The sequence below is a fragment of the Mesorhizobium sp. P2_F7 genome (assembly GCF_056403695.1).
The window spans coordinates 48,636-72,025 of record NZ_JBFUFA010000016.1 but is presented as its reverse complement, the minus strand read 5'-3'; the positions used below and the strand labels follow the sequence as shown (position 1 = coordinate 72,025).

Here is a 23,390-nt window from a genome sequence, read left to right as displayed (position 1 = left end):
TTTTACTCGATACCGAGCTTGGCCTTGACCAGGTCGTTGACCGCCTGCGGGTTGGCCTTGCCGCCGGTGGCCTTCATCACCTGGCCGACGAACCAGCCGGCCATGGTCGGCTTGGCGCGCGCCTGCTCGACCTTGTCGGGATTGGCTGCGATGACCTCGTCCACCGCCTTCTCGATGGCGCCGGTGTCAGTGACCTGCTTCATCCCGCGGCTTTCGACCAGCTGGCGCGGATCGCCGCCCTCGTTCCAGACGATCTCGAACAGATCCTTGGCGATCTTGCCCGAGATGGTGCCTTCCTTGATCAGGTCGATGACGGCGCCCAGCTGCTCCGGTGTGACGGGAGCATTTTCAATGTCTTTGCCGGCCTTGTTGAGCTGGCCGAGCAGATCGTTGATGACCCAGTTGGCGGCAAGCTTGCCGTCGCGCCCGGAGGCCACCTGCTCGAAATAATCGGCGATCGGCTTCTCCGACACCAGGATCGAGGCGTCATAGGTCGACAGCCCCAGCGAAGAGACCAGCCGCGCCTTCTTGTCGTCGGGCAGTTCCGGCAGGTCCTTGGCCAGCGCATCGACATAGGCCTGGTCGAATTCCAACGGCAAAAGATCGGGATCGGGGAAATAGCGGTAGTCATGCGCCTCTTCCTTCGAACGCATGGAGCGCGTCTCGCCCTTGACCGCATCGTACAGGCGCGTTTCCTGGTCGATCTTGCCGCCGTCCTCAAGGATGGCGATCTGACGGCGCGCCTCATAGTCGATGGCCTGGCCGATGAAGCGAATCGAGTTCATGTTCTTTATCTCGCAGCGCGTTCCGAACTCGCCACCGGGCCGGCGTACCGAGACGTTGACGTCGGCGCGCATCGAGCCTTCGTCCATGTTGCCGTCGCAAGTGCCGAGATAGCGCATGATGGTGCGCAGCTTGGTGACATAGGCCTTGGCCTCGTCCCCGGAACGCAGGTCAGGCTTGGAAACGATCTCCATCAGCGCCACGCCCGAACGGTTGAGGTCGACATAGGACATGGTTGGATGCTGGTCGTGCATCGACTTGCCGGCATCCTGTTCGAGGTGCAGACGCTCGATGCCGACTTCGATGTCTTCGAATTCGCCCTGGCGGTCGGGGCCGACAGAAACGATCACCGTGCCCTCGCCGACGATCGGCTGCTTGAACTGGGATATCTGATAGCCCTGCGGCAGATCCGGATAGAAATAGTTCTTCCGGTCGAAAACCGACTTGTGGTTGATCTGCGCCTTCAGCCCGAGACCGGTGCGGATCGCCTGCTTGACGCATTCCTCGTTGATCACCGGCAGCATGCCCGGCATGGCCGCATCGACCAGGCTGACATTGGCGTTGGGGGCCGCGCCGAAAGCGGTCGAAGCGCCGGAAAACAATTTTGCTTCCGAGATGACCTGCGCGTGCACTTCGAGACCGATGATGATTTCCCAATCGCCGGTGGCGCCGGGGATCAGGCGCTTGGCGTCGGGCGTGCGGGTGTCGATGAGGGTCATGGTGGCCTGCGAATTGGAAACTTTGGAATATGCGCGAACGCATATTTGGATGTGAAACTTCGCTAGTGCAAACCGCCAAAAGAGACAAGGCCAAAGCCGCAGTCTGGCCTTTTCAGCCGCTTTCGCCTATAGGACGCCCATCCCAATGGAGAGTGGATGTCCACTTACGCTCAGTCCCGGTAAGACCCTGTCCTCTTGATGAGGCAGGGCAGAAAAACCTGAACCCCGTGCCGCGAAACCTCGCGGCGGCGGCTTGTTGTGTTTTCCCGGAAACGGATACACATGGATATTTCGCGCACTGAACAGCGCATCCTGCACCTGCTCGCGCAGGGCGGGCGCATCGAAGTCGAAAAGAACGACAAGAAACGCATCGCATCCGTCAAATGCATGACGCGAGACGGCTGGCACTACCCAGGCGTCGACCTCGATCTGTTTCGGAAACTGAGGCGGAGGAAGGCGGTTTCGTCTTGCGATGGCGGCCCCTACCGCATCACAAGGCGCGGACTGCGGCTGGTCCGCTCCGAACTCGACAACCGATAAGATAACTCCGCCGGCCGGTATTCCGGTCGGCGTTTTTTTCGCCAGAGCAATTCTAGGAAAAGTGTTAGCGGTTTTCCGTCCGGAATTGCGTCAAAACAAACAGATAGAGCGGTTCGCCGTTTCCGCGAAACGGCGGCCCGCTCTCGGTCAGGCCGTTGCGATATAGGCCCGGATCTCTTCAGCCTCGCGCTCGACATCCTCGATGCGGCGCTTGACGACGTCGCCGATCGACACGATGCCGTCGAGCATCCCGTCCTTTTCCACCGGCAGATGGCGGAAACGGCCTTTGGTCATGATCTCCATGACCTCGTTGACCGTGTGGTTCTCGTTGCAGATCTTCACTTTCGGCGTCATCGCCGAGCGCACCGATATATCGAGTGCGGCAGCGCCTTCCTTGGCAACGACCCGCACGATGTCACGCTCGGAAAGGATACCGACGATCTTGCGATCGCCATTGGTGATGACCAGTGCACCGATCTTGTGGTCGGCCAGGATTCGAATGGCCTCGCTCAGCTTTTCATTCGGCCCGAGCGTGAACACGTCATGGCCTTTTCTCTCGAGAATTGCCTTAACCGTCATGGCGTCCTCCTCCTCCTGCTTGGCTAGCCAGCTCCCCCCTGACCGGCTTCACATAAGAGTGAACATCGTGCGCCGTGATCGGCTGCATTTCAAGTGCGCTAGTGGGGGGAGCGCTCGTCGGGGGTGCGCTGTTCCTCGGGGATTTCCCATTCAGGCGCCTGCCAGCGCCGGTCGAACCAGCGCAATCCGAAGAAGCCGGCAACGAGGCCGCCAATATGCGCCTCCCAGGCGATCTGGCCGGCCTCACCGAGCCCGAGACCGTAAAGGCCGGTGACGAGATTGATGACCATCCAGGCGCCGAGAAAATTGACGACGCCGCGCATGCGCAGAACGATGGCGATCGGCAGCACGGGACCGGCAAAGGCGGCCCTGCCGGACGCGCGGTCGGTACGGAACCCAAAGCGCGCCGCCGCGCCCATCATGCCCGATATCGCCCCGGAGGCGCCGACCAGCGGCGCTTCGCCGTATGGGTGGACCGCCCAGAACAGCACCACCGCGGCCAATCCAGTGGCGGCGAAAAACAAGGCGAACCAAAACCAGCCGAGACGGTTGGCCAGCGGCGAACCGAAGGCGGCCAGCGCAACCATGTTGATGGCAATGTGGGCAAGGCCGCCATGCATGAAGGCATAGGTGAACGGGCGGGTGAAGAGGAACCAGTCGAAGCCGTATTGGCCGGTGTAGAGGACGGGGATGAAGGCGCCGTCGGTGAGCAATGTTATCTGCTGCTCCTCGGTCAGGACATATTGCTGCAGCAGGAAGACGGCGACGCAAATACCGATCACCGCCAGCACCACCGGCGGCAGGTTGAACACCGGCTCGCGGCGCGGCGGCGGCGCCTCCTCGGTCTGTTCGGTCTCAGCAGGACTTGTCGGTTCGCTCATTCACTTGGGTCCAGGGATTCGTTCCGCGAGCTTTAGAGCAAGGATGCTTCGGTTGAAACTGCCTTGGGCGGCAGATCTTCTCGCCTTGGCCTCGACGGGTTTAGACTGCAAAAAAAGTCGTTGGCTCTGTCGGCTGGGCCCGCGCTCCGCCGTCCTTGTTGAAAGGGACGCAATCGGGAGGAGAAAATGTCAGAAAAAATCCTCGTGCTCATCGGTACGAAAAAAGGCGCCTTCATCGCCGAGAGCGATGGCAAGCGCGGGTCGTGGAAGCTGCGCGGTCCGTTCTGCGAGCACTGGCCGATGAACCATGTCGTCGGCGACCCCGAGACCGGCGCGATCTACGGCGCCGGCGGCAACGAATGGTTCGGTCCGGCGGTCTGGAAGTCGGACGACCTCGGCCAGACCTGGACGCATTCCAGCGAGGGCCTGGCCTATGCGGCTGGCGAGGAACCGATCAAGGCGGTGTGGAGCCTCGCCAGGCGCAACGGCAGCCTCTATGCCGGCGTGCAGCCGGCCGGCTTGTTTCGCTCCGACGACGACGGAGCCACCTGGAGCCACATCGAGGGCCTGCAGCATCACCCAAGCCGCAAGGACTGGAACCCGGGTGGCGCCGGCCTCATCCTCCATTCCATCGTCACGCATCCCGAAGACGAGGAGAAGATCTGGGTGGGCATCTCGTCCGCTGGCGTCTTCCACACCTGGGACGGCGGCAAGACATGGGAGCCGCGCAACCGTGGCACCCGCGCCGACTTCCTGCCCGAAGGACAAAACTATCCGGAATTCGGCCAATGCGTACACTGTCTGGTGATGGCGCCCGGCAAGTCCGACCGGCTCTACCAGCAGAACCATTGCGGCATGTACCGCTCCGACGATGGCGGCAAGAACTGGCAGAGCATCGAGAAGGGCCTTCCCTCGACCTTCGGTTTTCCCGCGGCCACGCATCCGCGCGACGCCGACACGCTCTTCCTTCTGCCGCTCAACGGCGACAGCGCCGGCCGTTACGTGCCGGACGCGAAGGCGGCGGTCTGGAAGACGCAGGATGCGGGCGCCACATGGCTCGACGAGCGCAAGGGTCTGCCGCAGGAGAACTGCTATGCGGGTGTATTGCGGCAGGCCATGGCGACCGACAGCCTCGAGCCGGCCGGAGTCTATTTCGGCACCAGCGGCGGGTCGCTCTTTGCCAGTGCCGACGAAGGCGAAAATTGGTCGGAGATCGCTCAGCATCTGCCCACGATTCTGTCCGTCGAGACGATGGTGGTGGGCGAGTAGGGCAAATGTCGGAAACCCCCGCCCGCAGTGTGCACCATGTCGTCGCGCGGCTCCCGGGCGTGCTCGTCGACCTGTTTCCTGGCGCGCCGCGCCGGGTCGAACTGCCGGCCGCGACTGTAAGGGAAATGATCGACGGGTTGGACGCGCTCTGGCCCGGCATGCGCGACCGGATGTGCGATTCCCGCCCTGCCATCCGCCGCCATATGAACGTCTTCGTCGATGGCGAGAAGGCAACCCTGGAAACCAGGCTCGCGCCCGGCACCGAGGTTTTTATCCTGACGGCAATCAGCGGCGGTTAGGCCAGGGAAGACAGGTAGCCCAGCCTCCCTACGATATCCCTGGCCGCCCCCTGGCCGTAAGCGAGGGATCAGTTGGAGGGATCCAACTGGTGGCGGCGCGTATCGCTCGCCTACTCGCTGGCTGCAACGCGTCTCGACCGCGAATCACCGGGCGCGAATCAAAAAGAAGCCGTCCAAGGTTTCCCTTGAACGGCTGGTCGAGGCCCCTACTCCCCTAAAACTCTTGACTGAAGTGCTGCCGATCGTTGCAAAACGACCGCTTCTGGAGTGCTTTTTATGTGCCATGACGGCCGTCGGCGCGCAACGTAAACCACTTGTTAACCTTAACGTCCCCGACCCGTGAACAAGTGTTAACGACGCTGGCACGCATCCTGCTCCGGAACGCATGTAGGTCATCGGAGGGCGCCCTTTCTGTTCACCGATGGGACCATCAGACGGCAGAATGCGCGGAGTTTCGTCACATGAACCAGAACGGATCAATCACGCTGTTCCATTATTGGAACCGGCTGCGTGATCGACGTCCTGCCCCAAGGCGTTCGGAGGTCGAACCGGCTGATATCAAGACGCTTTTGGCCGACACGTTCATCCTGGAAAGGGATACGCGCGGCGAAGCGGTGTTCCGCCTTGCCGGCACCAGGCTTTGTGCCGGCTACGGCCGCGAACTCAAGGGCTTTTCGTTTCCCTCGCTGTGGCGCGGGAAGGACCAGCGGCTGGTGTCGCGGCTCATTCACGGCGTCTTCGAGCAGAAGTCCGTGGTGCTCATCACCTATGAGGGGTTCAGCCGCAACGGCCGTTCCAACCGCTTCGAACTGCTTGCGCTGCCGCTCGACGGCGGCGTCGAGAACCCACGCTGCCTCGGCGTCATCAGCGCCGTCGAAAAGCCGTTCTGGCTGGGCGCCGACCCGATCACCGACGCGCTGATCGACACCATCCGCGTCATCGATCCCGACAAGGAACCGATGTTTCTGAAAAACCGGCCGGAGATATCCGTTCCCTCATTGGCTCCCACCGAACTCGAAGCACCGGAAACCATCTCGGCGCTCGGTCGGTCGCGACGCATCCGCCACCTCGTCGTGTTCGAGGGAGGGCGTGGGGGATAATGCATGTCGCTCAAAAGTGGTCCGATTTTGAGAAAACGACACGCATGAAAATGGAAGCCTGAAGCGCATGGCCTGAATGGCCTGAGTCCGTTCAAACTTTAGGCTCAAATCCAGGGGCGATCTTAAGTATTGGCGGCCCGCTTTTCCCCTTTGTTAACCTGATTTGCTGTAACGTTTTGGCGTGAAGTTCCACGCACGACGCGGGAATGCCAACGGGGTGTAGGCAGTCATGAGGTCAGCGGCGGTCGAATATGCGCCGTCCCGCGCCGAAAGGCGTAATTTTCAGCGCGTCCGGGTCAAGATCTACGGACGGTTCATGCTGGAGGACCGCACCGAACACCCGTGCCAGGTGATCGATATGTCGCCGGGTAACGTCGCGCTGCGCACCGAGCGCATCGGCATGCCGGGCGAAAAAATCATTGCCTATATCGATCATATCGGTCGAATCGAGGGTGTGGTGACGCGCACCTCGCAAGATGGCTTTGCCATGACCGTCATTGCCTCGGACCGCAAGAAGGACAAGCTTGCCGCGCAATTGACCTGGCTCGCCAACAAGCACGAGCTCGATTTGCCGGAAGACCGTCGTCACGAACGCGTGGCGCCGCGCAACCCGACCAGCGTGCTGCAGCTCACCGACGGGCGCCAGTACCAGTGCCGCATCATCGACCTGTCCTTGTCGGGCGCGGCCGTCGAGATCGACGTCAAGCCGGCCCTCGGCATCCAGGTGATGCTCGGCACCATGCGCGGCCAGGTGGTGCGTCATTTCGAGGACGGCGTTGCCATCGAATTCGCTGTCATCCAGCGCCCGGAAACGCTCGATTCCGAGTTCAACGCGCCGCGCGCCTGAACGATCGGCAACACGCGGTAAAAACGAACCGGCCCTTCGCGGCCGGTTTTTTGTTACCGGCATTCCGCATGTTCTGCTTGTAGCGGTGCGGCACCTCCGCACCCCCGACACCCCGCTTTTGCGTCGAGACCTGAACGATTTTATATTAAAATAGATCAAATTTTACGCTTATTCTATTGGGGTTTTACTCAATGTCTACTTCGGGTTTTTGCGTGAAATAAATCGACCCGTGTCATTGTCTCCTCAAACGGGGAGACTGACCAAATGGCGAAGACGTGGGGCAAGCTGTTGCTCTTGGCAATGGCGATGCAGCTTTCCGCTTGGGGAACGGCGCAAGCAGCAGGGCCGGCCTACATGCACACTGGCGGCCGCACCACACAGCCGGTCGGTCACTACGAATTCTGTCAGAAGCTGCCGCAGGAATGCGCGCAGCGCACGCCCAAGCAGGCGCCGGTCGAACTGACCCGCAAGCTGTGGGCGGCAATCGTCAACGTCAACAATTCGGTCAACACCCGGATCGTGCCGCGCACCGACATGGAAATGTGGGGCAAGGAAGAGGTCTGGTCCTATCCCGACAGCGGCTTCGGCGACTGCGAGGACTATGCGCTGGAGAAGCGTCGCGAATTGATGGCGCTCGGCGTTCCGGCCGGCAATCTGCTGATGACCGTGGCGCGCCAGCCGAATGGCGACGGCCATGCGGTGCTGACCGTGCGCACCAGCCTTGGCGAATTCATCCTCGACAACCTGGAATCCAAGGTGCTGTCCTGGACCGACACCGACTACACCTACCTGAAGCGCCAGTCCGACACGAATTCCGGCGTCTGGGTAACGATCAACGACGGCCGCGCCGACGCGGTTGCCAGCGTCCGCTAGGACACGGAAACAAGGAATCGCGCCCGCCAAAGGCAGCGCAAACAAGAGATACGTCCGCTCAGGACGCAACGAGAAAGCCCGGTCGAGTCCCCACCCTCCCCGTCCCCAACGACCGGGTTTTAGGAGCCGGCCCCGTCCCCGGGCCGGCTCCACCATTTCTACTACAGGGCAGAAAGGCAGCAGTTTTGATCACACCCAAGACGGGGCATCACACCACAAACATAGGCCAGCTATTGTTCCGCCGAGGGCTTGTCCACGAGCTTCTCAACCAACCGCCTGAGTTCTGAAGGTGTCGTGTGGCCGCCAACAATCTCGTGATAGCTGATGCCTGCTCGCCGCAATGCTTCCTTCTTGACCGCGTCCCGCGCTGCAGCCGCACCTTGATGATGCGCATGGCCTTGGCATTCGACGGCATGTCGAGGCAGACAGTTCTCGTCTACAATTAGAAGATCCACCCGTTTCGAGTTGATACAGCTGTAGGCGTCGGCGTTGGTACTGCGCAGAATTTCGCCAAGTGAGACTTGGGCCATCACCTGCCATCCCGGATTGCAGCCGAGCACCATGCGATCAAGTTCTTTGAAGACGCGCACTTCGCTCCTGTTGAGGAGCGGTTGAATAGTGAAATTTGCACTCATAACAATCCGCAACTGGTCAGCGGGATCAGTTGGTTTCGGTGGCGCGGAAACAGGCTTTGGGGTGGCCCACAGGCCGCTAAGGATATCGCCCTTACTGCGCTCTCTCGCCCAGCGCGCGCGGTTCCTTTCCCTCCATGCCTGCCGCCGCTTCCTCGATAGCAAACGCTCAAGGACCATGCCCGCAAGGGCGCCGGCGAGAAAAATGACGACTAACAGAGTAGATTTCGCGGCTAGCTCGACAAACTCGGGCGGCATGCAAGTAAGCTACCTCCACGACTTAGATCTATGCGTTGACGGTCATGCTCCAGTCGCAACAATAAGCGACCAAGAGGCGCCCGATGTCAATTTGAGCACCAGTGTTTGCCAAGAAATGCGCCGTCCAAACAGCCATGAATTCTTGGCATTCAAAGGTCACTGATCTCATCGGGCCGCCAACGCACCCGAGATCGCGACACGCCTTTTCACGCACCCCAGATCGAAGCACTATGTGCCGTTGGTCTGGATCACGGCGATGTTGGAAATCCCGGAAGATCGGTGCGAGCGCCATCGTCTGTTCAAGGCGATCGACGATGCGTTCAAGGCCGGTGATTTCGAGGGGCTCGGCGTGGCACTGGGCGGCTCGCCCCGCTGGTTCGATGAGCACATGCCGTTCGAGCTCGGCCTCGGCCATCCGCTGGAATATGCGATTTACTGGAGCCCGGTCGGGTTCATCTCGGCCTTGCTGGATGCCGGCTCGGATCCGAACTACGGGGATCACGGCGGTTTTCCGGCAATCATTGCCGCGTTGTCTACCGAACGGACCGATAGGCTGGAAATCGTCAGCGTGCTGATCGACGGTGGCGCCGCCCCCAACATGCGGGGCGTAAACGACTGGACGCCGCTTCACTATGCGGTGGCCATCCGCAGTGTCGAGGCGATCCGCCTGCTTTTGGCGGCGGGCGCCGACCCGGCGCTTGAAACCCGCATCGATCACTATACGACGGCCCTCGAAGAAGCCGACAGCGCCGGCTTTGAAGACGGCGCTTCATTGTTGCGCGATGCGATGGCCGGGCGCGGCTCCGGCAGACGGTGAGTTGGATGCAATGAACCCGCCCGCGACCGGGAGACCGGTCACGCTGGCCTCAAACCTTTTGCAGCCCGGCCTTGAAGCGTTTGCCGTTGGCGACGTAGTGCGCGGCCGAGACGCGCAGCCTGGCGATTGCGGCGTCGTCCAGCGTTCGGATTACCCGCGCGGGCGAGCCGACGATCAGGCAATTGTCGGGGAATTCCTTGCCTTCGGTAACCAGTGCGCCGGCGCCGACCAGTGAGTTCTTGCCGATCCTGGCGCCATTGAGGACGATGGCGCCCATGCCGATCAGGCTGTTGTCGCCGATCGTGCAGCCATGCAGCAAAGCGCGATGGCCGATGGTGCAGCCTTGCCCGATCGTCAGCGGAAAACCGGGATCGGTGTGCATCACCGTGTGTTCCTGGACATTGCTGTCGGCGCCGATGACGATCGGCTCATTGTCACCGCGGATGACCACGCCAAACCAGAATCCGGCATTGCGGCCGACCTTGATGTCGCCGATCAACGTCGCGTCGGGCGCAATCCAGTTCGAGTCGGCATCCTCGAAATGAGGCGCCTTTCCGTCGATCGCGTAGGTCGGCATTTTTTGTCTCCGATTCGTCTCAGGTTGGAACGAACCCTAAAACAATGCCGGGAAAATCGCGCAACGGTTTCTCCTGGGGAAAGCCGCGCAGCGGTTTTCAGTTCAAGACGGATACCGGTCCAGCGCTTCCACCAGAAGCTGAACCGCTCCTGGTGAATCGATGCCCCACGAGGCAATGGCGATCAGCACGATGCCCAGCGCCAGCGCCCAGGCCATCACGGTGCAGCCACAGGACATCAGCATCAGCGTCGAAATACGGCCCTCGCGCCGCGCATCCAGCGCATCGTTGGCGAGCATGAACGGCCCGGCGCAAGCGGTTGCAGCCAGCGAGCGCAGGATGTGCGACGGCGACACATAGGGCTCGGCAAAGGCAAGCCGGCGGCCCGCCGCCAGCTCCATCACGGATCCGGTGAGCCCGCAGGCGGTAAGCCCGACGGCAAAAGCGAAGAGAACGGGCAGCAGCAGGCTCATCTTTACCTTCCGTTTACCATGAAATCGCACAGTCGGATCCGACAGCCGCGGTGCAAGAGCCATGCCGCGGCATGTGTGCCGTCCAAGGACAGGGGGCGGTGATTTGGGGATTGGGATGAAGCAGGCAGCGACCGCCGAAGAATTCAACGTCGTCGATTCCGTCCTGATGAAGCGGGTGTTCTACGCCTTTGCAGCACTTGCCCTGCTGTCGCTGGCGATCAGCCTTGGCGGAAAATGGTTCGGCCGCTCGATCGCCATGGCCGGCTACACCGACGACACCACGATCCACCGTGTGGTGATCGGCAACAATGTCATTGCCGTGCCGGCCAACGCTATCCGCTTCCTGCAGGCGCGCCGCGACGGCCTCGCTTCGCGGCTCGACCTCTATTTGCGCTATCCCCAGATGGAGGGTTACAGCGAAGCTGCCCGCGACGACTTCAACCACACGGGAACGGCCAAAAACATCATCTTCCTGTCGTTCGAACCGCAAATGATGTCGCGCGACATGAGCGGCCGTTTCGCGCCGATCTACAGCGCGCTGATCGACCAGCCCGGAACGCCCGGCCCCGGCGGCACGATGATTTACGGCTTCAGCGAAAAATCAGGTTATCTCAACGAGGTGCTTGCGGTTGCCGGCCGCCCCGGCAAGGATCCGTTCGTCGCCCGCTGCCTGAGCGGACCGACTGCCGAGGAATCACTGGCGCCCTGCGAACGCGACATCCAGGTCGGCGACAGCCTCAGCCTGACCTACCGCTTTCCCCGGGAGTTTCTGGGCAACTGGCAGGCGCTCGACGCGGCCATCGTCGCCAACGCCACGGACGTCCTCAAGGCAGCGAGATAACGCCGCTTCGTCATCCACGGGCGGAGCGGGCGCAAAGCCGCGCAGACCCGAGGATCCAGCCGCGACCTTCAAGCAATGCAGCGCTTGCAGAATTTACTGATGAGGAGTGCAGAGGCAGTTTTGGACCGCCGCATTCCTGGGCCGATGTCCCGGCATGGATCCCAGGGTCTCCGCGACGCCGCTACTCGGCTGCTCCGCCCTGGGATGACGAAGGCGCCACAGACTACCGCCAATCGCCAAAGTCTGTGCCGGACTGGGCTCAGGCCAGATCGATGTCGAGGATCGCCATCGAGAAATTATAGTCGCCGTCGTCCTCGTCCTTGAAGACGATGCCGAGGAACTCGTCACCGACATACACCTCGGCCGAATCTTCCTTGCGCGGCCGCGCCTTCACTTCGAGTTTGGGATTCTGGAAGACGCGCTTGAAATAGGCGTCCAGCTTTCTGATTTCGTCCGGCTTCAAAAGTCTTCTCCGATCGTCGGGCTTGCTCGTTGGAACGCGCTTCTGGCACGTCGACAATGGCGATGTAAAGGCAAGCCGGCTGGATAGAACACGAAGTTAAGGGGCAACAGCGCCGGCAGCCGGAGTCCAAGCCCGGCACACCGGATCGTGCAAATCAGATGTCGAAGCTGACGACCTGGTCCATCGACTGCGACGGCAAAAGCTGGTCCATCTGGCGCGAAGGCTGGTCGCAGCCGGTCTCGCCGACGACGCGGGCCGGCACGCCGGCAACCGTCTTGTTGTGTGGAACCGGCGACAGCACCACCGAGCCTGCCGCGATCTTCGAGCAATGGCCGACCTCGATGTTGCCGAGGATCTTGGCGCCGGCACCGATCAGCACGCCGTAACGGATCTTGGGGTGACGGTCTCCACCGGCCTTGCCGGTGCCGCCCAGCGTCACACCGTGCAGGATCGACACATCGTCCTCGATCACCGCCGTCTCGCCGACGACAAGGCCGGTGGCGTGGTCGATGAAGATGCCCTTGCCGATACGGGCGGCCGGGTTGATGTCGGTCTGGAACACCGAAGACGAGCGGCTCTGCAGATAGAGCGCAAAATCCTTGCGGCCCTGGTTCCACAGCCAATGCGCCAGCCTGTGCGTCTGGATGGCGTGAAAACCCTTGAAATAGAGCACCGGCATGATGAAGCGGTCGCAGGCCGGGTCGCGGTCGTAATAGGCCTGGATGTCGACACGCACGATCGACGACCACTCCTTGTCGTCGGCCAGCATCGACTTGAAGGTCTGGCGGATGAGGTCGGACCCGATGTCCTGGTGCGCAAGCCGCTCGGCCAGCCGGTGGATAACCGCCTCTTCCAGGCTCTCCTGGTTGAGAATGGTCGAATAGAGGAACGCCGCGAGCAGCGGATCACGGTTGACCGCTTCCATCGCTTCGTCACGGATCGAGCGCCAGATCGGATCGACCGGCTGCACCATTGTTGGGCGGGCAATCGTAATGCTGTTCATCGACGTCTCCGGCCTGCCGGCTTGTTGTCCGGCCGCACATATAGGCCAGATCATAGCACGATTGAACTCAATTTTCCTTAGTGCTTGATCAAATGGATTTGGTTCACGCGGATTCAAGCCGCCATGGAAAACGAACCCTTGATCCCCGGGAACCGGAAAACGGGCCTTCGCGGCACCGATGACGCACCTTTCAGGTGGGCAGCGGCGTTCCGGCCTGTTCCGCCACCATGTACTCGGCATACCAGTCGGGCCAGTTGACGTCATACTGTCCGCCGGTCCGCTTCTCGTGCTCGCCATGGGCCGCCGCCGCGCGCCGCAGCGCAGCCGCAACCTCGCCCACCGAGGTGAATATCGTGTCGCTGGCGTCCACGCGCCCGGGCAAACGCTGGGTTATCTCCTGCAGGATGAAGCTGTTGCCGTCAGGATCGCTGAACGTGACATAGGAGGAATAGCTGCGCCCTTCCGGATGCCTGCCGCTGACCGGCGGCTGCCCGGGCCCAGCACGGTGGAACACCTCGCTCGCCTCGACGCCGCGCGCCACGAGTTCGGCATGTGCGGCGACGATATCGGATACGACGAGGTAAAGTCCCTTTGCCGAACCTGGCGCGGCTGTCGTCAGGCCCTTGCCGAAATGGATCGAGCACGGCGATCCCGGTGGCGTGAACTGCACGACCCGGAACGCATCGCCGACGACGAAGTCGGCGTCGAGCCGCCAACCCAGGCCGCCATAAAACTGTTTGGAGCGCTCAGCATCCGCAACGGCAATGATGACGGCCTCCAGCTTCATGTCGATCGTTCCCGGCACGGTATTCGTCATGTCAGCCTCCTCAGTTGAAATGGAATGGCAACATTCCCCAGAGCCCCTGCCCGCGCAAGGTTCCAAATGATTGATTTTGACTCCGAGGGGCTGAGATCGGTTAACTGGACGGATGACAAACTTGAAGGACCAGCACTTGATTGACGAACCGCTGAAGCGGCAGCTCTCGGCACTCTATCGGGCCGAAGACCGCCACTACCACAACCTCAGGCATATCGAGGCGATGCTGGCGCTGGCCAAGGATTATCGTGCGTCGCTGCATGATCCCGAAGCCGTCGAGGCAGCGATCTGGTTCCACGACGCGGTCTATGACAGCAAGGCCAAGGACAATGAGGCGCAAAGTGCGGCCCTTGCCGAGAAAGACCTGGCTGGACGCACCGATGCGGAACGGTTGAGCCGTATCAGCGCAATGATCCTCGCCACATCAACGCACCAGCTGCCGTCGTTCGACGATGCGGCGGCAATCCGGGACGCCAGCCTGTTCCTCGACATGGATCTGTCGATCCTGGGCGCCGCGCCGGATGCGTTCGACGCCTATGAGCGTGCGGTCCGAAGGGAGTATGCCTGGGTCGAGGAGCCGATGTGGCGCGCCGGCCGCGGCGCTGTCTTGAAGACTTTCCTCGCTCGAGACCACATCTTCCACACCGATGAGTTCCGGCAGCGGTTTGAACCGCAGGCGAGGCAGAACATAGCGCGCTCGATCGAGGCACTCGCGGCTGGCTGACCAGAAACTCTGCAGGGAAAGCCGGCTAGTCTGGAAAAGTTTCCATGCGTTGCTCATACGGCTTGAAACCTGCGCGGCTGTAGACCGATTGCACGGCCGGATGGTCATAAGTGTCGGTATGCAGCCAGACCCTTTGCGGCGCATGCGGCCAGACGGCCCGAAGCGCCCGGTCGAGCAGGAACGGGCCGAGCCTGCGGCCATGGAAGGCGGGAACCAGTCCGAAATGGACCAGCTCGACGTCAGGCTCGCCGACGCCGTTGAACTCGCACAGGCCGGCGGCCGCGCCCTCGACGCGCAGCACATGGATGTGTGTCGAGGGCAGCGCCAGCAGGCGCTCGAGGTCTTCAGCGGCCATGCGCAGCCGCTGGTCCCACTGCACAGGCTCGCCGACGGCGCGGTAGAGGCTGATGTACCTGGCGCTGTCCAGCCTCTCCAGCGCAACCGAGACGCCGGCTGCCGGCTTGGCGCGGGCGGGCGCCGGATCGGCCTGGCGCATTTCCATGTAAGTGACGAGAAGATCAACCAAAGCGGCACCAGTACAGCGACAAGCAGCAAGGCGGCAGCCGGCGCGCAATCACGTAAAAGCGCCGATCGTCGATGCCATTGCCGCCAGCAGCGCCAGCCCGCCCGCCACCGACAGCCCGTTCAGGACAATGCCCAGCAGCCCAAGCCCGCGACTGTCGTTGGAGCGCGTCAGCGCCATCACACCGAAGACCACGCCGGCGACATGCGCCACCGGGGCTGCGAGCAGAAACACCAGCATGAAGAAGCCCGTCGCAACGTCTTGCGCAAGCTGCGATGCGTCGCTCGGCATCGCCACCATGATGGCGATCGCAACCGCTCCGGCGGCGAAGGCGGCCAGCGCCAGTATAACGGAACGTTTGCCAAGCTTTGTCGGCACGACCTCGCCTGTAACGGCGGCCGCGCCCCTTCCCCATTGCGCCATAGTGCCCCCTTGCCGTCCGCCTCAGAGCGGATTTTCAGCATAAAATTCCAGCACGCGCTGCTTGAAGGTCTTGTCGCCGACGGCCAGCATGTGATCGCGGCCATCGATGTGAAACGCCCTGGCGTTCGGCATCAGCGCGGCCAGTTCGTCGGGCGAACCGCCTATATCGTCTGTCGTTCCGACGGCAATCAGCGTCGGTTGGGCGATGCGCGTCATGTCATCCTCGCTGAGCAGTTCGCGCGAGGTGGCTATGCAGGCCGCCAGCGCCCGGCGGTCGCTGCGCGTCTGATCGGCGAAGGCGCGAAACGAGCGGCCGCGCGGATGGCTGGTGGCGGCCGGATCATCGGCCAGCAGCGCTTCGGCGATCGGATCCCAGTCGCCGACGCCATCGACCATGCCGATGCCGAGGCCACCGAAGACCAGCGTCGCCACCTTGTCGGGATCGGACAGCGCTAGGAACGCCGAGATTCGCGCCCCCATCGAATAGCCCATGACATGGGCGCGACCGATGCCGAGATGGTCGAGCAGCGCCGCCGCATCAGAGGCCATTTTGGCCGGCGTGTAGTCGGCCTCGTCATAGCTCTTCGACGACGAGCCATGGCCGCGATTGTCGAAGGCGATGGCGCGGTAACCGGCATCGTTCAGCGTCTTGAACCAGCCCGGCGATACCCAGTTGACGTAGTGGCTGGAGGCAAAGCCGTGGATCATCAGCACCGGATCGCCGGCGCCCGACGCCGGCTGGCGGTCGAGAAAGGCGAGGTCGAACCCGTCATGCGAAAAGAACTGCATCGACACCACTCAACCAGCGCCGGGCGTTGGCGAATCGCCCTTGTCCGCCGGCGGCATGCCGGGCCCGGACACCGTGCCGACGGCCGGATGGCGCAACAAATCGCCATATTCAATGCCGTTCTTGGCGGCGGTGCCGGCCTTGAGCTCGAGCACGAAACGCACCGGCACGCCTGGCGAGATGACTGCATCGGAGAACGGATCACCGTGCTTGACAGCCCGGATCTTGCCGTCCTGGCCGATAAAGATCAGGTCGAGCGGCATCGGCGTGTTGTGCATCCAGAAACCGACCTGCTTCTGCATCTCGAAGACGAAGAGCATGCCATGGTCGTCGGCCATGTCTTGCCGATACATCAGCCCAGCCTCGCGCTCGGAGTCGGTGTCGGCGACTTCGATCGCAAAGGACTTGTCTCCGCCTTTCGTCGCCACCACCAGCGGTGTCGGATCGACGGGAAGGATCATCGCCTGGCTGTCGCCGGCTGCAGTCTGCTGGGACGCGGTCGGCCGCCCCGAATAGAAGTAGGCGCCGGCGGCCACCGCAACGATGACGCAGAGCGCGCCCGCAGTCAGCCAATTCCTGTGCGCCATCTGAAATCCTCGACCGGAAACCATGATCCCGAAAAGTGGTCTCAGGTATTCGGATAAGATCGTGGTGAAACCAAGAAAACAAGGAAAGAGAGCCGTCCCGAATTCGTCGGGATGGCTCGCGTCCTGGAGCGTTTCACCGAAACGGCGAACCGCTCCAACTTTTGTTTTGACGCAATTCCGGACGGAAAACCGCTCACACTTTTCCTGGAATTGCTCTAATGCGCGACCGGCAAGGTGCCCATATCGGGGTGGATCTCGGCAGCCATAAGGCCTTTGTCACCGCGTCCGAAACGCACCAGCACGACCTGTCCGGGCCTGAGCTCGGTGATGCCGTAGCGGCGCAGCGTCTCCATATGGACGAAGATATCCTCGGTGCCCTCGCCCCTGGTCAGGAAGCCGAAGCCCTTGGTGCGGTTGAACCACTTCACCAGCGCCCGTTCGAGACCGCTTTCCGGCGTCACCGACACATGGGTGCGCTGTTCCTGCATCTCGGCCGGATGGATCGCCGTGGTGGTGTCCATGGACAGCACCCGGAACGCCTGCAGGCCGCGGTCGCCATGCTTGACGAGGCACACGACACGCGCGCCCTCCAATGCAGTCTGGAAACCGTCCTTTCGGAGACAGGTGACATGGAGGAGGATGTCGCCCGAAGAACCGTCATCGGGAAGGATGAAGCCGTAGCCCTTGGCCACGTCGAACCATTTGATGGCGCCGGCGATTTCGACCAGATCGGCGGTATCGCCGCCGCTGTCGCGCTTCAGGGCGTCTTCAAGGTTCTCATCCCGCCTCGTGAAAGAGGCCCTATCCCCCATAAGAACGCCCCCTTTTTTTCAAGAAAACCGCAAGTGATTCTTGATATCAGATTAACACCGCCGCTTCCGGGGTGTGCAAGACCTGACGTGCCTTTTTTCACGGTTCGATACAAGAATAGCTAATTAGTTGTTTGCCGGCGTTACCGGCGGGCGGCACGGCGGGTCGATCGCACCACCAACCGGTCGGCAATTTGCGCCGGATTTTGCCGGAATCGGCAACCACTTATCGTCAGGCGCTTTTGTCAGAGCAATCCGACTTTTCCAAAACCGGCGCCCAATTTTCAGTCCGATGCTCGTTGCCCTTCGGCGGGGCGGACCCTATGTTGCCTCGCAACCCAAACATCCCCGAGGAAATCCCATGCGCTACCTCCACACCATGGTCCGTGTCGCCGACGTCGATGTCTCGCTCGATTTCTATGTCAACAAGCTCGGCCTGAAGGAAGTGCGCCGCTATGAAAACGAGCAGGGCCGCTTCACGCTGATCTTCCTCGCCGCCTCCGAGGACGTGGACAGCGGCATCGCCGAAAAGGCGCCGCTGATCGAGCTGACCTACAATTGGGATCCGGAGGACTACAAGGGCGGCCGCAATTTCGGCCACCTCGCCTATGAGGTCGACGACATCTACGCCACCTGCCAGCATCTCATGGACAATGGCGTCATCATCAACCGGCCGCCGCGCGACGGCAACATGGCCTTCGTCAAGTCGCCCGACGGCATCTCGTTCGAGCTGCTGCAGAAGGGACCGGCCAAGCCCAAGGCCGAGCCGTGGGCCTCGATGCCCAACACCGGCACCTGGTAGCGATCACGCCATCTTGAGCGAGGCGGCCGTGCGGACAAGCCGGCCGCCTTTGCCGTTTCGGGCGACCTCACCTATTTACCTGCCTGACGCGCCAGCCAGTCAAAGCCAGCGCCCCGTCCAGGAGAAGTCCTTCATGCCGACCAGCCGTGTCGATGTCACCACCGCCTATGCCAGCCGCTATCTGCAGCAGCTGTGCAAGCACTGGGCACACAAATTTCCCGTCGAGTTCGATCCGAACCATGGCACCATCGATCTGTCGCTCGGCCGCACGGTTCTCGATGCCGACGCGGCAGCCCTGCACATCACCGTGTCGACGGATGAAGGCGGATCGCTGGAGCGCCTGGAAAGCGTCGTTGCCGACCACATCAAGCGCTTTGCCTTCCGCGAAGAACTGATCTTCGACTGGAAGCCCGCTAGTTAAGCGGCTCGGCGGTTGCGGAGCGACTTTCAATCGCCGGCGCCGAATACCCGATCTCCGCTCCAATGCCGTTCACGATTTCGCTGCCGATCCAGCTTGCCCAGTCATGGGATCGCAAGATGGCAGCGCACGTGTCAAATTCCGCTGTCGCCAAGTCGCCTCTGCCCAGGTGAAAATGGACCAATGCCCGGAAGGCTGCATTCAAGCAGCGATTGAAGTCGTCTGAGTGGTCGGCTTCGTCAAGGAAAGTCAAAGCCTCCTCGTAGCGTCCCAATCTCGCAAGCGCGGCGCCACGGGTTCCCTTCAGCGTCGGGACTTCGGGTGAAAGCGTGATAGCCCGCGCAGTCAGCCGATCAAGGCAAGCATCGAGATTCCGGCTTTTACGGGCCAGAATGTTGGTTGCGATCCCATCGATTGTGCGAAGTTGCTCGCTTCGGGACGTCGTGAAAGCCAATTCACGCTCAAGCGCTGCAATTCTCTCGTCCGTCAGATGTGGGGATGACGCATCTCGTTCGAACAGATAGGCCGCAATTCGATCAGACCGACCTGACGGCCGAAAAGGCGGCTCCACAGGGTCTGCATATCGCCGCACCGCGTTGAGATAACTCTCGCGATATGCAGCATTTGGATCGCCTTTTGTGAAAGCGGTCTTCAACAATGCCATCATGTCATTCGGCAACCGCTCGCCGTGGAGTCTGACATGCCGAGGCACAAGATTCCCGAAAAGCATCGCACCCTGCACAATGATCGCAGGCAGCAGGATACGCCAGTCAGTTCTGAATCACGAAAGGTTACCAATGTCGTGATCAAAACGGCGAACCAGGTGAGGTCCATCGCCGGCCCTGCGGCGTAAAAAAACAGCCTCGCGGATTTCGAATAGCGCAATGAAGGAAATGTCCAGACCCAACCACCCATCGGGATAAGGTCAAGATAAATGTCCGTCTCAAGCAGACGGGTGCGAAAGACTGTTGGCCCTTTGCCGACACGAATTTCTTTTATTTGCAAATTCGCCAAACGCGCGGCGGCGGCATGGGAAGCCTCATGCAGCGCCACGCTTATCCAGGCGCCGACAAACAGGGAGGCAAGTACGAGAAAGGGCAAAGGCAAATATCCTTTATCAGCACGCTTTGCTGGATCAAACTCGATCCATTCAAAACACGACTGCTTTCGACCTAACCATCGCTGCCGGACTTGCCGGCCATCTCCAGCAGCGCCAGCACCGAACGCCAGTTGCGCGCGGTGCCCGGCACTTTGAGCACGCGCGGAAGAAGGTTGGCGAACACCGATTTGCCGAGCCCGTCGGGCGCCTTGAGGTAGAGCACGTCGCCCTTGACCTCAAAGCTCTCGGGGCCGGTGCACTTTTCGGCAAGCCTGGCGATCTCGTCCGCCGTCGGCTCGCGCTCCAGCGTATAGGCGTGCAGCTTGGTCGGATCGCCGGCCACTTCCGGATAGGGGTTCTCGTTCACCAGCCGTTCGAACCAGCCGAGATCGCGCACCATGATGCGCGAATAAAAGCCCCATTTTTTCTCGAAGGCGGCCTCGATCTGCTTCGTCAGCGCGGCTGCGTCGCCCTTCTTGGCGCGAAACACGACATTGCCGCTCTGCACATAGCTGGCGACGTCAGTGAAGCCGACTTCCTCGAAAAACGCCCGCAACTCCGCCATCTTGACGATGCGGTTGCCGCCGACATTGATGCCGGAAAACAGCGCAACAAAAACCGTACCGCTCATATGATGAACCCCGCCAGGGTCTCGTTGTCGGTGATGTCCTGGTAGTGCACGCCCTCGGCCTCGAAATTCGCCTTCAACAGGTCGAAATTGCGCCGGTCCTTGGTTTCGATGCCGATCAGCACCGAACCGAAATTGCGCGCCGATTTCTTCAGATATTCGAAGCGGGCGATGTCGTCATCGGGGCCGAGCATTTCGAGGAAGTCGCGCAGCGCGCCCGGCCGCTGCGGGAAGCGGATGATGAAGTATTTCTTCAGGCCCTCGAAGCGCAGCGCCCGCTCCTTCACGTCGGGCAGCCGCTCGAAATCGAAATTGCCGCCCGACACCACCGCCACGATTGTCTTGCCGCGAATCTCCTTGCGCGAAAAATCCTTCAGCGCATCGATCGCCAGCGCGCCGGCCGGCTCCAGCACCACGCCCTCGATGTTGAGCATTTCGATCATGGTGGCGCAAAGCCGGTTCTCCGGGATCAGCCGCACGGCGTCAGCGGCGAACTCCTTGAGGTGGCGCAACGGCTCGCGGCCGATCTCGGCCACCGCCGCGCCGTCGACGAAATTGTCGACATTGGCGAGCTTGATACGCTTGCCGCTGGCCAGGCTCTCATGCAGGCTCGGCGCCCCGGCCGGCTCGCAGAAGACGTAGCGGGCTTCGCGTTGCTGGTCGGCGAAATAGTGCGTCACCCCGGCCGCCAGGCCACCGCCTCCGACCGGCAGCATGATGATGTCGGGCATCCGCGCGCCGGGCATCTGGTCGGCGATCTCATAGGCAACGGTGGCCTGCCCTTCGATGATATCCTTGTGGTCGAAGGGCGGCACCATATGCGCGCCGGAACTTTCGGTGAATTCGAAGGCGGCGCGATAGCAGTCGTCGAAGAAGTCGCCGACGAGCCGGATCTCGACGAACTCGCCGCCGAACAGCCGCGTCTTGTCGATCTTCTGCTGCGGTGTCGTCACCGGCATGAACACCACGCCCTTTTTGCCAAAATGGCGGCAGACGAAGGCAAAGCCTTGCGCATGGTTGCCGGCCGAGGCGCAGACAAACAGTTCGGCCTCGTTGCCGGCAGCCAGCGCCTTGCGGAAGAAGTTGAAGGCGCCGCGGATCTTGTAGGAGCGAACCGGCGAAAGATCCTCGCGCTTTAACAGCACCCGCGCCCCGGTCTTCTTCGACAGATAGTCGTTTTCCTGCAGCGGCGTTTCGGGAAAGATTTCGCGGATCGCTGCGGCAGCAATGGCGACGCGGGAGGAGAAACTGTTCATGGCGCCCGTGATCACGTGGTTGGAATGCCAAGCCTATTGCACAATTCGCCGTTTGCGGCCACCGATGCGGCGCGGCCGCTTTGATGCGCCGAAAGAAATTCATTGGAGCCATCTTCATGCCTGTTTCGGCTGTCGCCCTGAAGACCGTCGCGCTTCCTGAGTTCGGCGAGCCGACCACCATGCCGCTGCTTGCGCGGCAAACCTACGAAGCGCGCATCGAGGCTCTGCTGGCGCGCGGCGCCGAGGCCGGGCTCGACGCCTTCGCCGTCTATGGCGACCGCGAGCATGCGGCCAATGTCGCTTATCTCAGCGGTTACGATCCGCGTTTCGAGGAGACGCTGCTGGTGATCGTCCCCGGCAGCCAGCCAAAGCTTCTCGTCGGCAATGAGGGCTGGGGCTATGCCGAGATCTGGGATGGGCCTTATGAGCGCGTCCTCTACCAGACGTTCTCACTGCCGGCGCAGCCACGCGACCGGTCCGCGTCCCTGTCCGACACGCTTGCCGCCTGCGGCCTGAAGGCCGGCCAGAAGATCGGCGCCATCGGCTGGAAGCCGTTCGGCCCCGGCGATGGCGGATTTGGCGAGGCGACGCTCGACCTGCCATCCTTCATCGCCGACACGCTGCGCACACTGGCCGGCGACAAGGGCGCGGTGGTCAACGCCGCCAACCTTCTGATGAACCCGACGGATGGCCTGCGCGCCATCAACGAGGCCGATCAACTGGCAGCCTTCGAATTTGCCGCGACCTTTTCCTCGCAAGGCCTGCGTAATGTGCTCAGCGGTATCGAGCCCGGCATGACCGAATTGCAGGCGGCCCGGTTGATGGGGATGAACGGCCTGCCCTTGTGCTGCCACCCGATGCTGTCGGCCGGCAAGCGTGCGCCCTACGGCCTGCCAAGCCCGCGCCTGGACATCATCAGGCGCGGCGATCCGATCACCATGGCCTATGGCATCCAGGGCTCGCTCAACGCCCGCGCCGGCTTCCTGGTCGAAAGTGCGGCCGAGCTTCCCAACGAAATAAGCGACTATGTCGAAAAACTGGTCGCGCCCTATTTCGCCGCCGTCGTCGACTGGTACGAGACCATCGGCATTGGCGTTACCGGCGGCGCCCTGTGGAAAGCCGTGCATGACCGAATTGGCGATCCATTCTTCGGTGTCTCGCTCAATCCCGGCCATCTCGTCCATATCGACGAGTGGATGCATTCGCCGGTGTTTTCCGGTTCGGACATCAAGCTGCAATCGGGCATGGCGCTGCAGGTCGACATCATCCCGGCGACTGGAACCGGCTATTTCACCACCAACATCGAGGACGGCATTGCGCTCGCCGATGAGGCCTTGCGCGAGGAGATCGCCGCTCGTTACCCCGAAGCCTGGCGCCGCATCGAGGCACGCCGCGCCTTCATGGGCGATGTGCTCGGCATCAGGCTGAAGCCCGAAGTGCTGCCCTTCTCCAACATCCCGGCGTTCCTGCCGCCATTTTGGCTTTCGCGCAACAGTGCCATGGCCGTCACTCGGCGCTGACCACATTTCGGCTGGACACGACTTACTTCTGCCGCACTCTCACTG

The 23,390-nt window shown here is 61.9% G+C and carries 30 protein-coding genes; 12 read left to right on the top strand and 18 right to left on the bottom strand.

Annotation, left to right across the window (positions count from 1 at the left end):
* Nucleotides 1-2 precede the first annotated feature (2 nt).
* Nucleotides 3-1,502 (bottom strand): Asp-tRNA(Asn)/Glu-tRNA(Gln) amidotransferase subunit GatB, encoded by a 1,500-nt coding sequence (gene gatB / locus AC1DZ8_RS30575; RefSeq protein WP_477402160.1) that lies wholly within the window; start codon nt 1,500-1,502, stop codon nt 3-5.
* Nucleotides 1,503-1,784: 282 nt separating this feature from the next.
* Here gatB and AC1DZ8_RS30570 point away from each other — a divergent pair, with 282 nt between their 5' ends.
* On the top strand, nt 1,785-2,042 hold the full coding sequence (locus AC1DZ8_RS30570) for a YjhX family toxin (RefSeq protein WP_477306321.1): 258 nt from the start codon (nt 1,785-1,787) through the stop codon (nt 2,040-2,042).
* A 147-nt stretch (nt 2,043-2,189) separates the two neighbouring features.
* Here AC1DZ8_RS30570 and AC1DZ8_RS30565 read toward each other — a convergent pair whose 3' ends face one another.
* Nucleotides 2,190-2,621: a CBS domain-containing protein gene (locus AC1DZ8_RS30565; protein WP_477306323.1), complete on the bottom strand. Its 432-nt coding sequence runs from the start codon at nt 2,619-2,621 to the stop codon at nt 2,190-2,192.
* Nucleotides 2,622-2,719: 98 nt separating this feature from the next.
* Nucleotides 2,720-3,502 (bottom strand): rhomboid family intramembrane serine protease, encoded by a 783-nt coding sequence (locus tag AC1DZ8_RS30560; RefSeq protein WP_477306325.1) that lies wholly within the window; start codon nt 3,500-3,502, stop codon nt 2,720-2,722.
* Nucleotides 3,503-3,688: 186 nt separating this feature from the next.
* Between AC1DZ8_RS30560 and AC1DZ8_RS30555 the strand changes: the two genes are divergently transcribed.
* From AC1DZ8_RS30555 to AC1DZ8_RS30535, 5 genes are all read left to right on the top strand, one after another.
* Entirely contained in the window at nt 3,689-4,771 is a 1,083-nt protein-coding gene (locus AC1DZ8_RS30555; RefSeq protein WP_477306327.1) for a WD40/YVTN/BNR-like repeat-containing protein, read from the top strand.
* 5 nt (nt 4,772-4,776) lie between these two features.
* Entirely contained in the window at nt 4,777-5,070 is a 294-nt protein-coding gene (locus AC1DZ8_RS30550) for a MoaD/ThiS family protein (RefSeq protein WP_477306329.1), read from the top strand.
* A gap of 461 nt (nt 5,071-5,531) precedes the next feature.
* Complete coding sequence (locus tag AC1DZ8_RS30545) at nt 5,532-6,170, top strand: PAS domain-containing protein (protein ID WP_477306331.1); 639 nt, start codon at nt 5,532-5,534, stop codon at nt 6,168-6,170.
* Between the two features lie 229 nt (nt 6,171-6,399).
* Nucleotides 6,400-7,017 (top strand): PilZ domain-containing protein, encoded by a 618-nt coding sequence (locus AC1DZ8_RS30540; RefSeq protein WP_477306333.1) that lies wholly within the window; start codon nt 6,400-6,402, stop codon nt 7,015-7,017.
* Nucleotides 7,018-7,281: 264 nt separating this feature from the next.
* Entirely contained in the window at nt 7,282-7,890 is a 609-nt protein-coding gene (locus tag AC1DZ8_RS30535) for a transglutaminase-like cysteine peptidase (protein WP_477281372.1), read from the top strand.
* Nucleotides 7,891-8,120: 230 nt separating this feature from the next.
* Here the strand turns inward: AC1DZ8_RS30535 and AC1DZ8_RS30530 are convergent, their stop codons facing one another.
* The gene (locus AC1DZ8_RS30530; RefSeq protein WP_477306335.1) at nt 8,121-8,780 is read right to left on the bottom strand and encodes a DUF2726 domain-containing protein; all 660 of its coding nucleotides are present in this window, start codon (nt 8,778-8,780) and stop codon (nt 8,121-8,123) included.
* Between the two features lie 256 nt (nt 8,781-9,036).
* On the opposite strand from AC1DZ8_RS30530, the gene AC1DZ8_RS30525 reads away from it, so the two are divergent.
* Entirely contained in the window at nt 9,037-9,597 is a 561-nt protein-coding gene (locus tag AC1DZ8_RS30525; RefSeq protein WP_477402156.1) for an ankyrin repeat domain-containing protein, read from the top strand.
* 49 nt (nt 9,598-9,646) lie between these two features.
* Here AC1DZ8_RS30525 and AC1DZ8_RS30520 read toward each other — a convergent pair whose 3' ends face one another.
* Nucleotides 9,647-10,174 carry a gamma carbonic anhydrase family protein gene (locus AC1DZ8_RS30520; RefSeq protein WP_477306339.1) on the bottom strand — a complete coding sequence of 176 codons (528 nt, stop codon included), beginning with the start codon at nt 10,172-10,174 and terminating at the stop codon, nt 9,647-9,649.
* Between the two features lie 102 nt (nt 10,175-10,276).
* Nucleotides 10,277-10,645: a DUF6949 family protein gene (locus AC1DZ8_RS30515; protein WP_477306341.1), complete on the bottom strand. Its 369-nt coding sequence runs from the start codon at nt 10,643-10,645 to the stop codon at nt 10,277-10,279.
* Between the two features lie 115 nt (nt 10,646-10,760).
* Between AC1DZ8_RS30515 and AC1DZ8_RS30510 the strand changes: the two genes are divergently transcribed.
* Nucleotides 10,761-11,486, top strand: a complete 726-nt coding sequence (locus AC1DZ8_RS30510) for a hypothetical protein (protein ID WP_477306343.1) — start codon at nt 10,761-10,763, stop codon at nt 11,484-11,486.
* A 259-nt stretch (nt 11,487-11,745) separates the two neighbouring features.
* On the opposite strand, the gene AC1DZ8_RS30505 is transcribed toward AC1DZ8_RS30510, so the two are convergent.
* The 3 genes from AC1DZ8_RS30505 to AC1DZ8_RS30495 form a co-directional block, all read right to left on the bottom strand.
* Nucleotides 11,746-11,949: a DUF3126 family protein gene (locus AC1DZ8_RS30505; RefSeq protein ID WP_006200852.1), complete on the bottom strand. Its 204-nt coding sequence runs from the start codon at nt 11,947-11,949 to the stop codon at nt 11,746-11,748.
* A 154-nt stretch (nt 11,950-12,103) separates the two neighbouring features.
* On the bottom strand, nt 12,104-12,952 hold the full coding sequence (cysE, locus tag AC1DZ8_RS30500) for a serine O-acetyltransferase (protein ID WP_112563436.1): 849 nt from the start codon (nt 12,950-12,952) through the stop codon (nt 12,104-12,106).
* A gap of 190 nt (nt 12,953-13,142) precedes the next feature.
* Nucleotides 13,143-13,769: a VOC family protein gene (locus AC1DZ8_RS30495; protein ID WP_477306347.1), complete on the bottom strand. Its 627-nt coding sequence runs from the start codon at nt 13,767-13,769 to the stop codon at nt 13,143-13,145.
* A gap of 112 nt (nt 13,770-13,881) precedes the next feature.
* Here AC1DZ8_RS30495 and AC1DZ8_RS30490 point away from each other — a divergent pair, with 112 nt between their 5' ends.
* Nucleotides 13,882-14,493 (top strand): HD domain-containing protein, encoded by a 612-nt coding sequence (locus AC1DZ8_RS30490; RefSeq protein WP_477306349.1) that lies wholly within the window; start codon nt 13,882-13,884, stop codon nt 14,491-14,493.
* A 25-nt stretch (nt 14,494-14,518) separates the two neighbouring features.
* Here AC1DZ8_RS30490 and AC1DZ8_RS30485 read toward each other — a convergent pair whose 3' ends face one another.
* From AC1DZ8_RS30485 to AC1DZ8_RS30465, 5 genes are all read right to left on the bottom strand, one after another.
* Nucleotides 14,519-15,019: a GNAT family N-acetyltransferase gene (locus AC1DZ8_RS30485; protein ID WP_477306351.1), complete on the bottom strand. Its 501-nt coding sequence runs from the start codon at nt 15,017-15,019 to the stop codon at nt 14,519-14,521.
* 48 nt (nt 15,020-15,067) lie between these two features.
* A complete protein-coding gene (locus tag AC1DZ8_RS30480; protein WP_477402152.1) occupies nt 15,068-15,394 on the bottom strand; it encodes a hypothetical protein in 327 nt (108 codons plus the stop codon).
* Nucleotides 15,395-15,460: 66 nt separating this feature from the next.
* Nucleotides 15,461-16,228 carry an alpha/beta fold hydrolase gene (locus AC1DZ8_RS30475; protein WP_477306355.1) on the bottom strand — a complete coding sequence of 256 codons (768 nt, stop codon included), beginning with the start codon at nt 16,226-16,228 and terminating at the stop codon, nt 15,461-15,463.
* A 9-nt stretch (nt 16,229-16,237) separates the two neighbouring features.
* On the bottom strand, nt 16,238-16,813 hold the full coding sequence (locus AC1DZ8_RS30470) for a DUF192 domain-containing protein (RefSeq protein ID WP_477306357.1): 576 nt from the start codon (nt 16,811-16,813) through the stop codon (nt 16,238-16,240).
* A 215-nt stretch (nt 16,814-17,028) separates the two neighbouring features.
* Nucleotides 17,029-17,625 (bottom strand): cold-shock protein, encoded by a 597-nt coding sequence (locus AC1DZ8_RS30465; protein WP_477306359.1) that lies wholly within the window; start codon nt 17,623-17,625, stop codon nt 17,029-17,031.
* A gap of 358 nt (nt 17,626-17,983) precedes the next feature.
* Here AC1DZ8_RS30465 and AC1DZ8_RS30460 point away from each other — a divergent pair, with 358 nt between their 5' ends.
* Nucleotides 17,984-18,424, top strand: coding sequence for a VOC family protein (locus AC1DZ8_RS30460; RefSeq protein ID WP_477306361.1), 441 nt, complete (start codon nt 17,984-17,986; stop codon nt 18,422-18,424).
* A 133-nt stretch (nt 18,425-18,557) separates the two neighbouring features.
* A complete protein-coding gene (locus tag AC1DZ8_RS30455) occupies nt 18,558-18,845 on the top strand; it encodes a DUF2218 domain-containing protein (RefSeq protein WP_477306363.1) in 288 nt (95 codons plus the stop codon).
* Here AC1DZ8_RS30455 and AC1DZ8_RS30450 read toward each other — a convergent pair.
* From AC1DZ8_RS30450 to ilvA, 4 genes are all read right to left on the bottom strand, one after another.
* Nucleotides 18,838-19,506, bottom strand: coding sequence for a hypothetical protein (locus AC1DZ8_RS30450; RefSeq protein WP_477306365.1), 669 nt, complete (start codon nt 19,504-19,506; stop codon nt 18,838-18,840). The two genes, AC1DZ8_RS30455 and AC1DZ8_RS30450, sit on opposite strands and share 8 nt — an antisense overlap.
* The gene (locus AC1DZ8_RS30445; protein ID WP_477306367.1) at nt 19,506-19,943 is read right to left on the bottom strand and encodes a site-2 protease family protein; all 438 of its coding nucleotides are present in this window, start codon (nt 19,941-19,943) and stop codon (nt 19,506-19,508) included. The genes AC1DZ8_RS30450 and AC1DZ8_RS30445 overlap by 1 nt, the downstream gene beginning before the upstream one ends.
* Before the next feature lie 71 nt (nt 19,944-20,014).
* Nucleotides 20,015-20,572: a DUF1697 domain-containing protein gene (locus AC1DZ8_RS30440; RefSeq protein ID WP_477306369.1), complete on the bottom strand. Its 558-nt coding sequence runs from the start codon at nt 20,570-20,572 to the stop codon at nt 20,015-20,017.
* A complete protein-coding gene (gene ilvA / locus AC1DZ8_RS30435; protein ID WP_477306371.1) occupies nt 20,569-21,825 on the bottom strand; it encodes a threonine ammonia-lyase IlvA in 1,257 nt (418 codons plus the stop codon). The genes AC1DZ8_RS30440 and ilvA overlap by 4 nt, the downstream gene beginning before the upstream one ends.
* A gap of 116 nt (nt 21,826-21,941) precedes the next feature.
* On the opposite strand from ilvA, the gene AC1DZ8_RS30430 reads away from it, so the two are divergent.
* Entirely contained in the window at nt 21,942-23,345 is a 1,404-nt protein-coding gene (locus AC1DZ8_RS30430; protein ID WP_477402148.1) for an aminopeptidase P family N-terminal domain-containing protein, read from the top strand.
* The last annotated feature ends 45 nt before the right edge of the window (nt 23,346-23,390 follow it).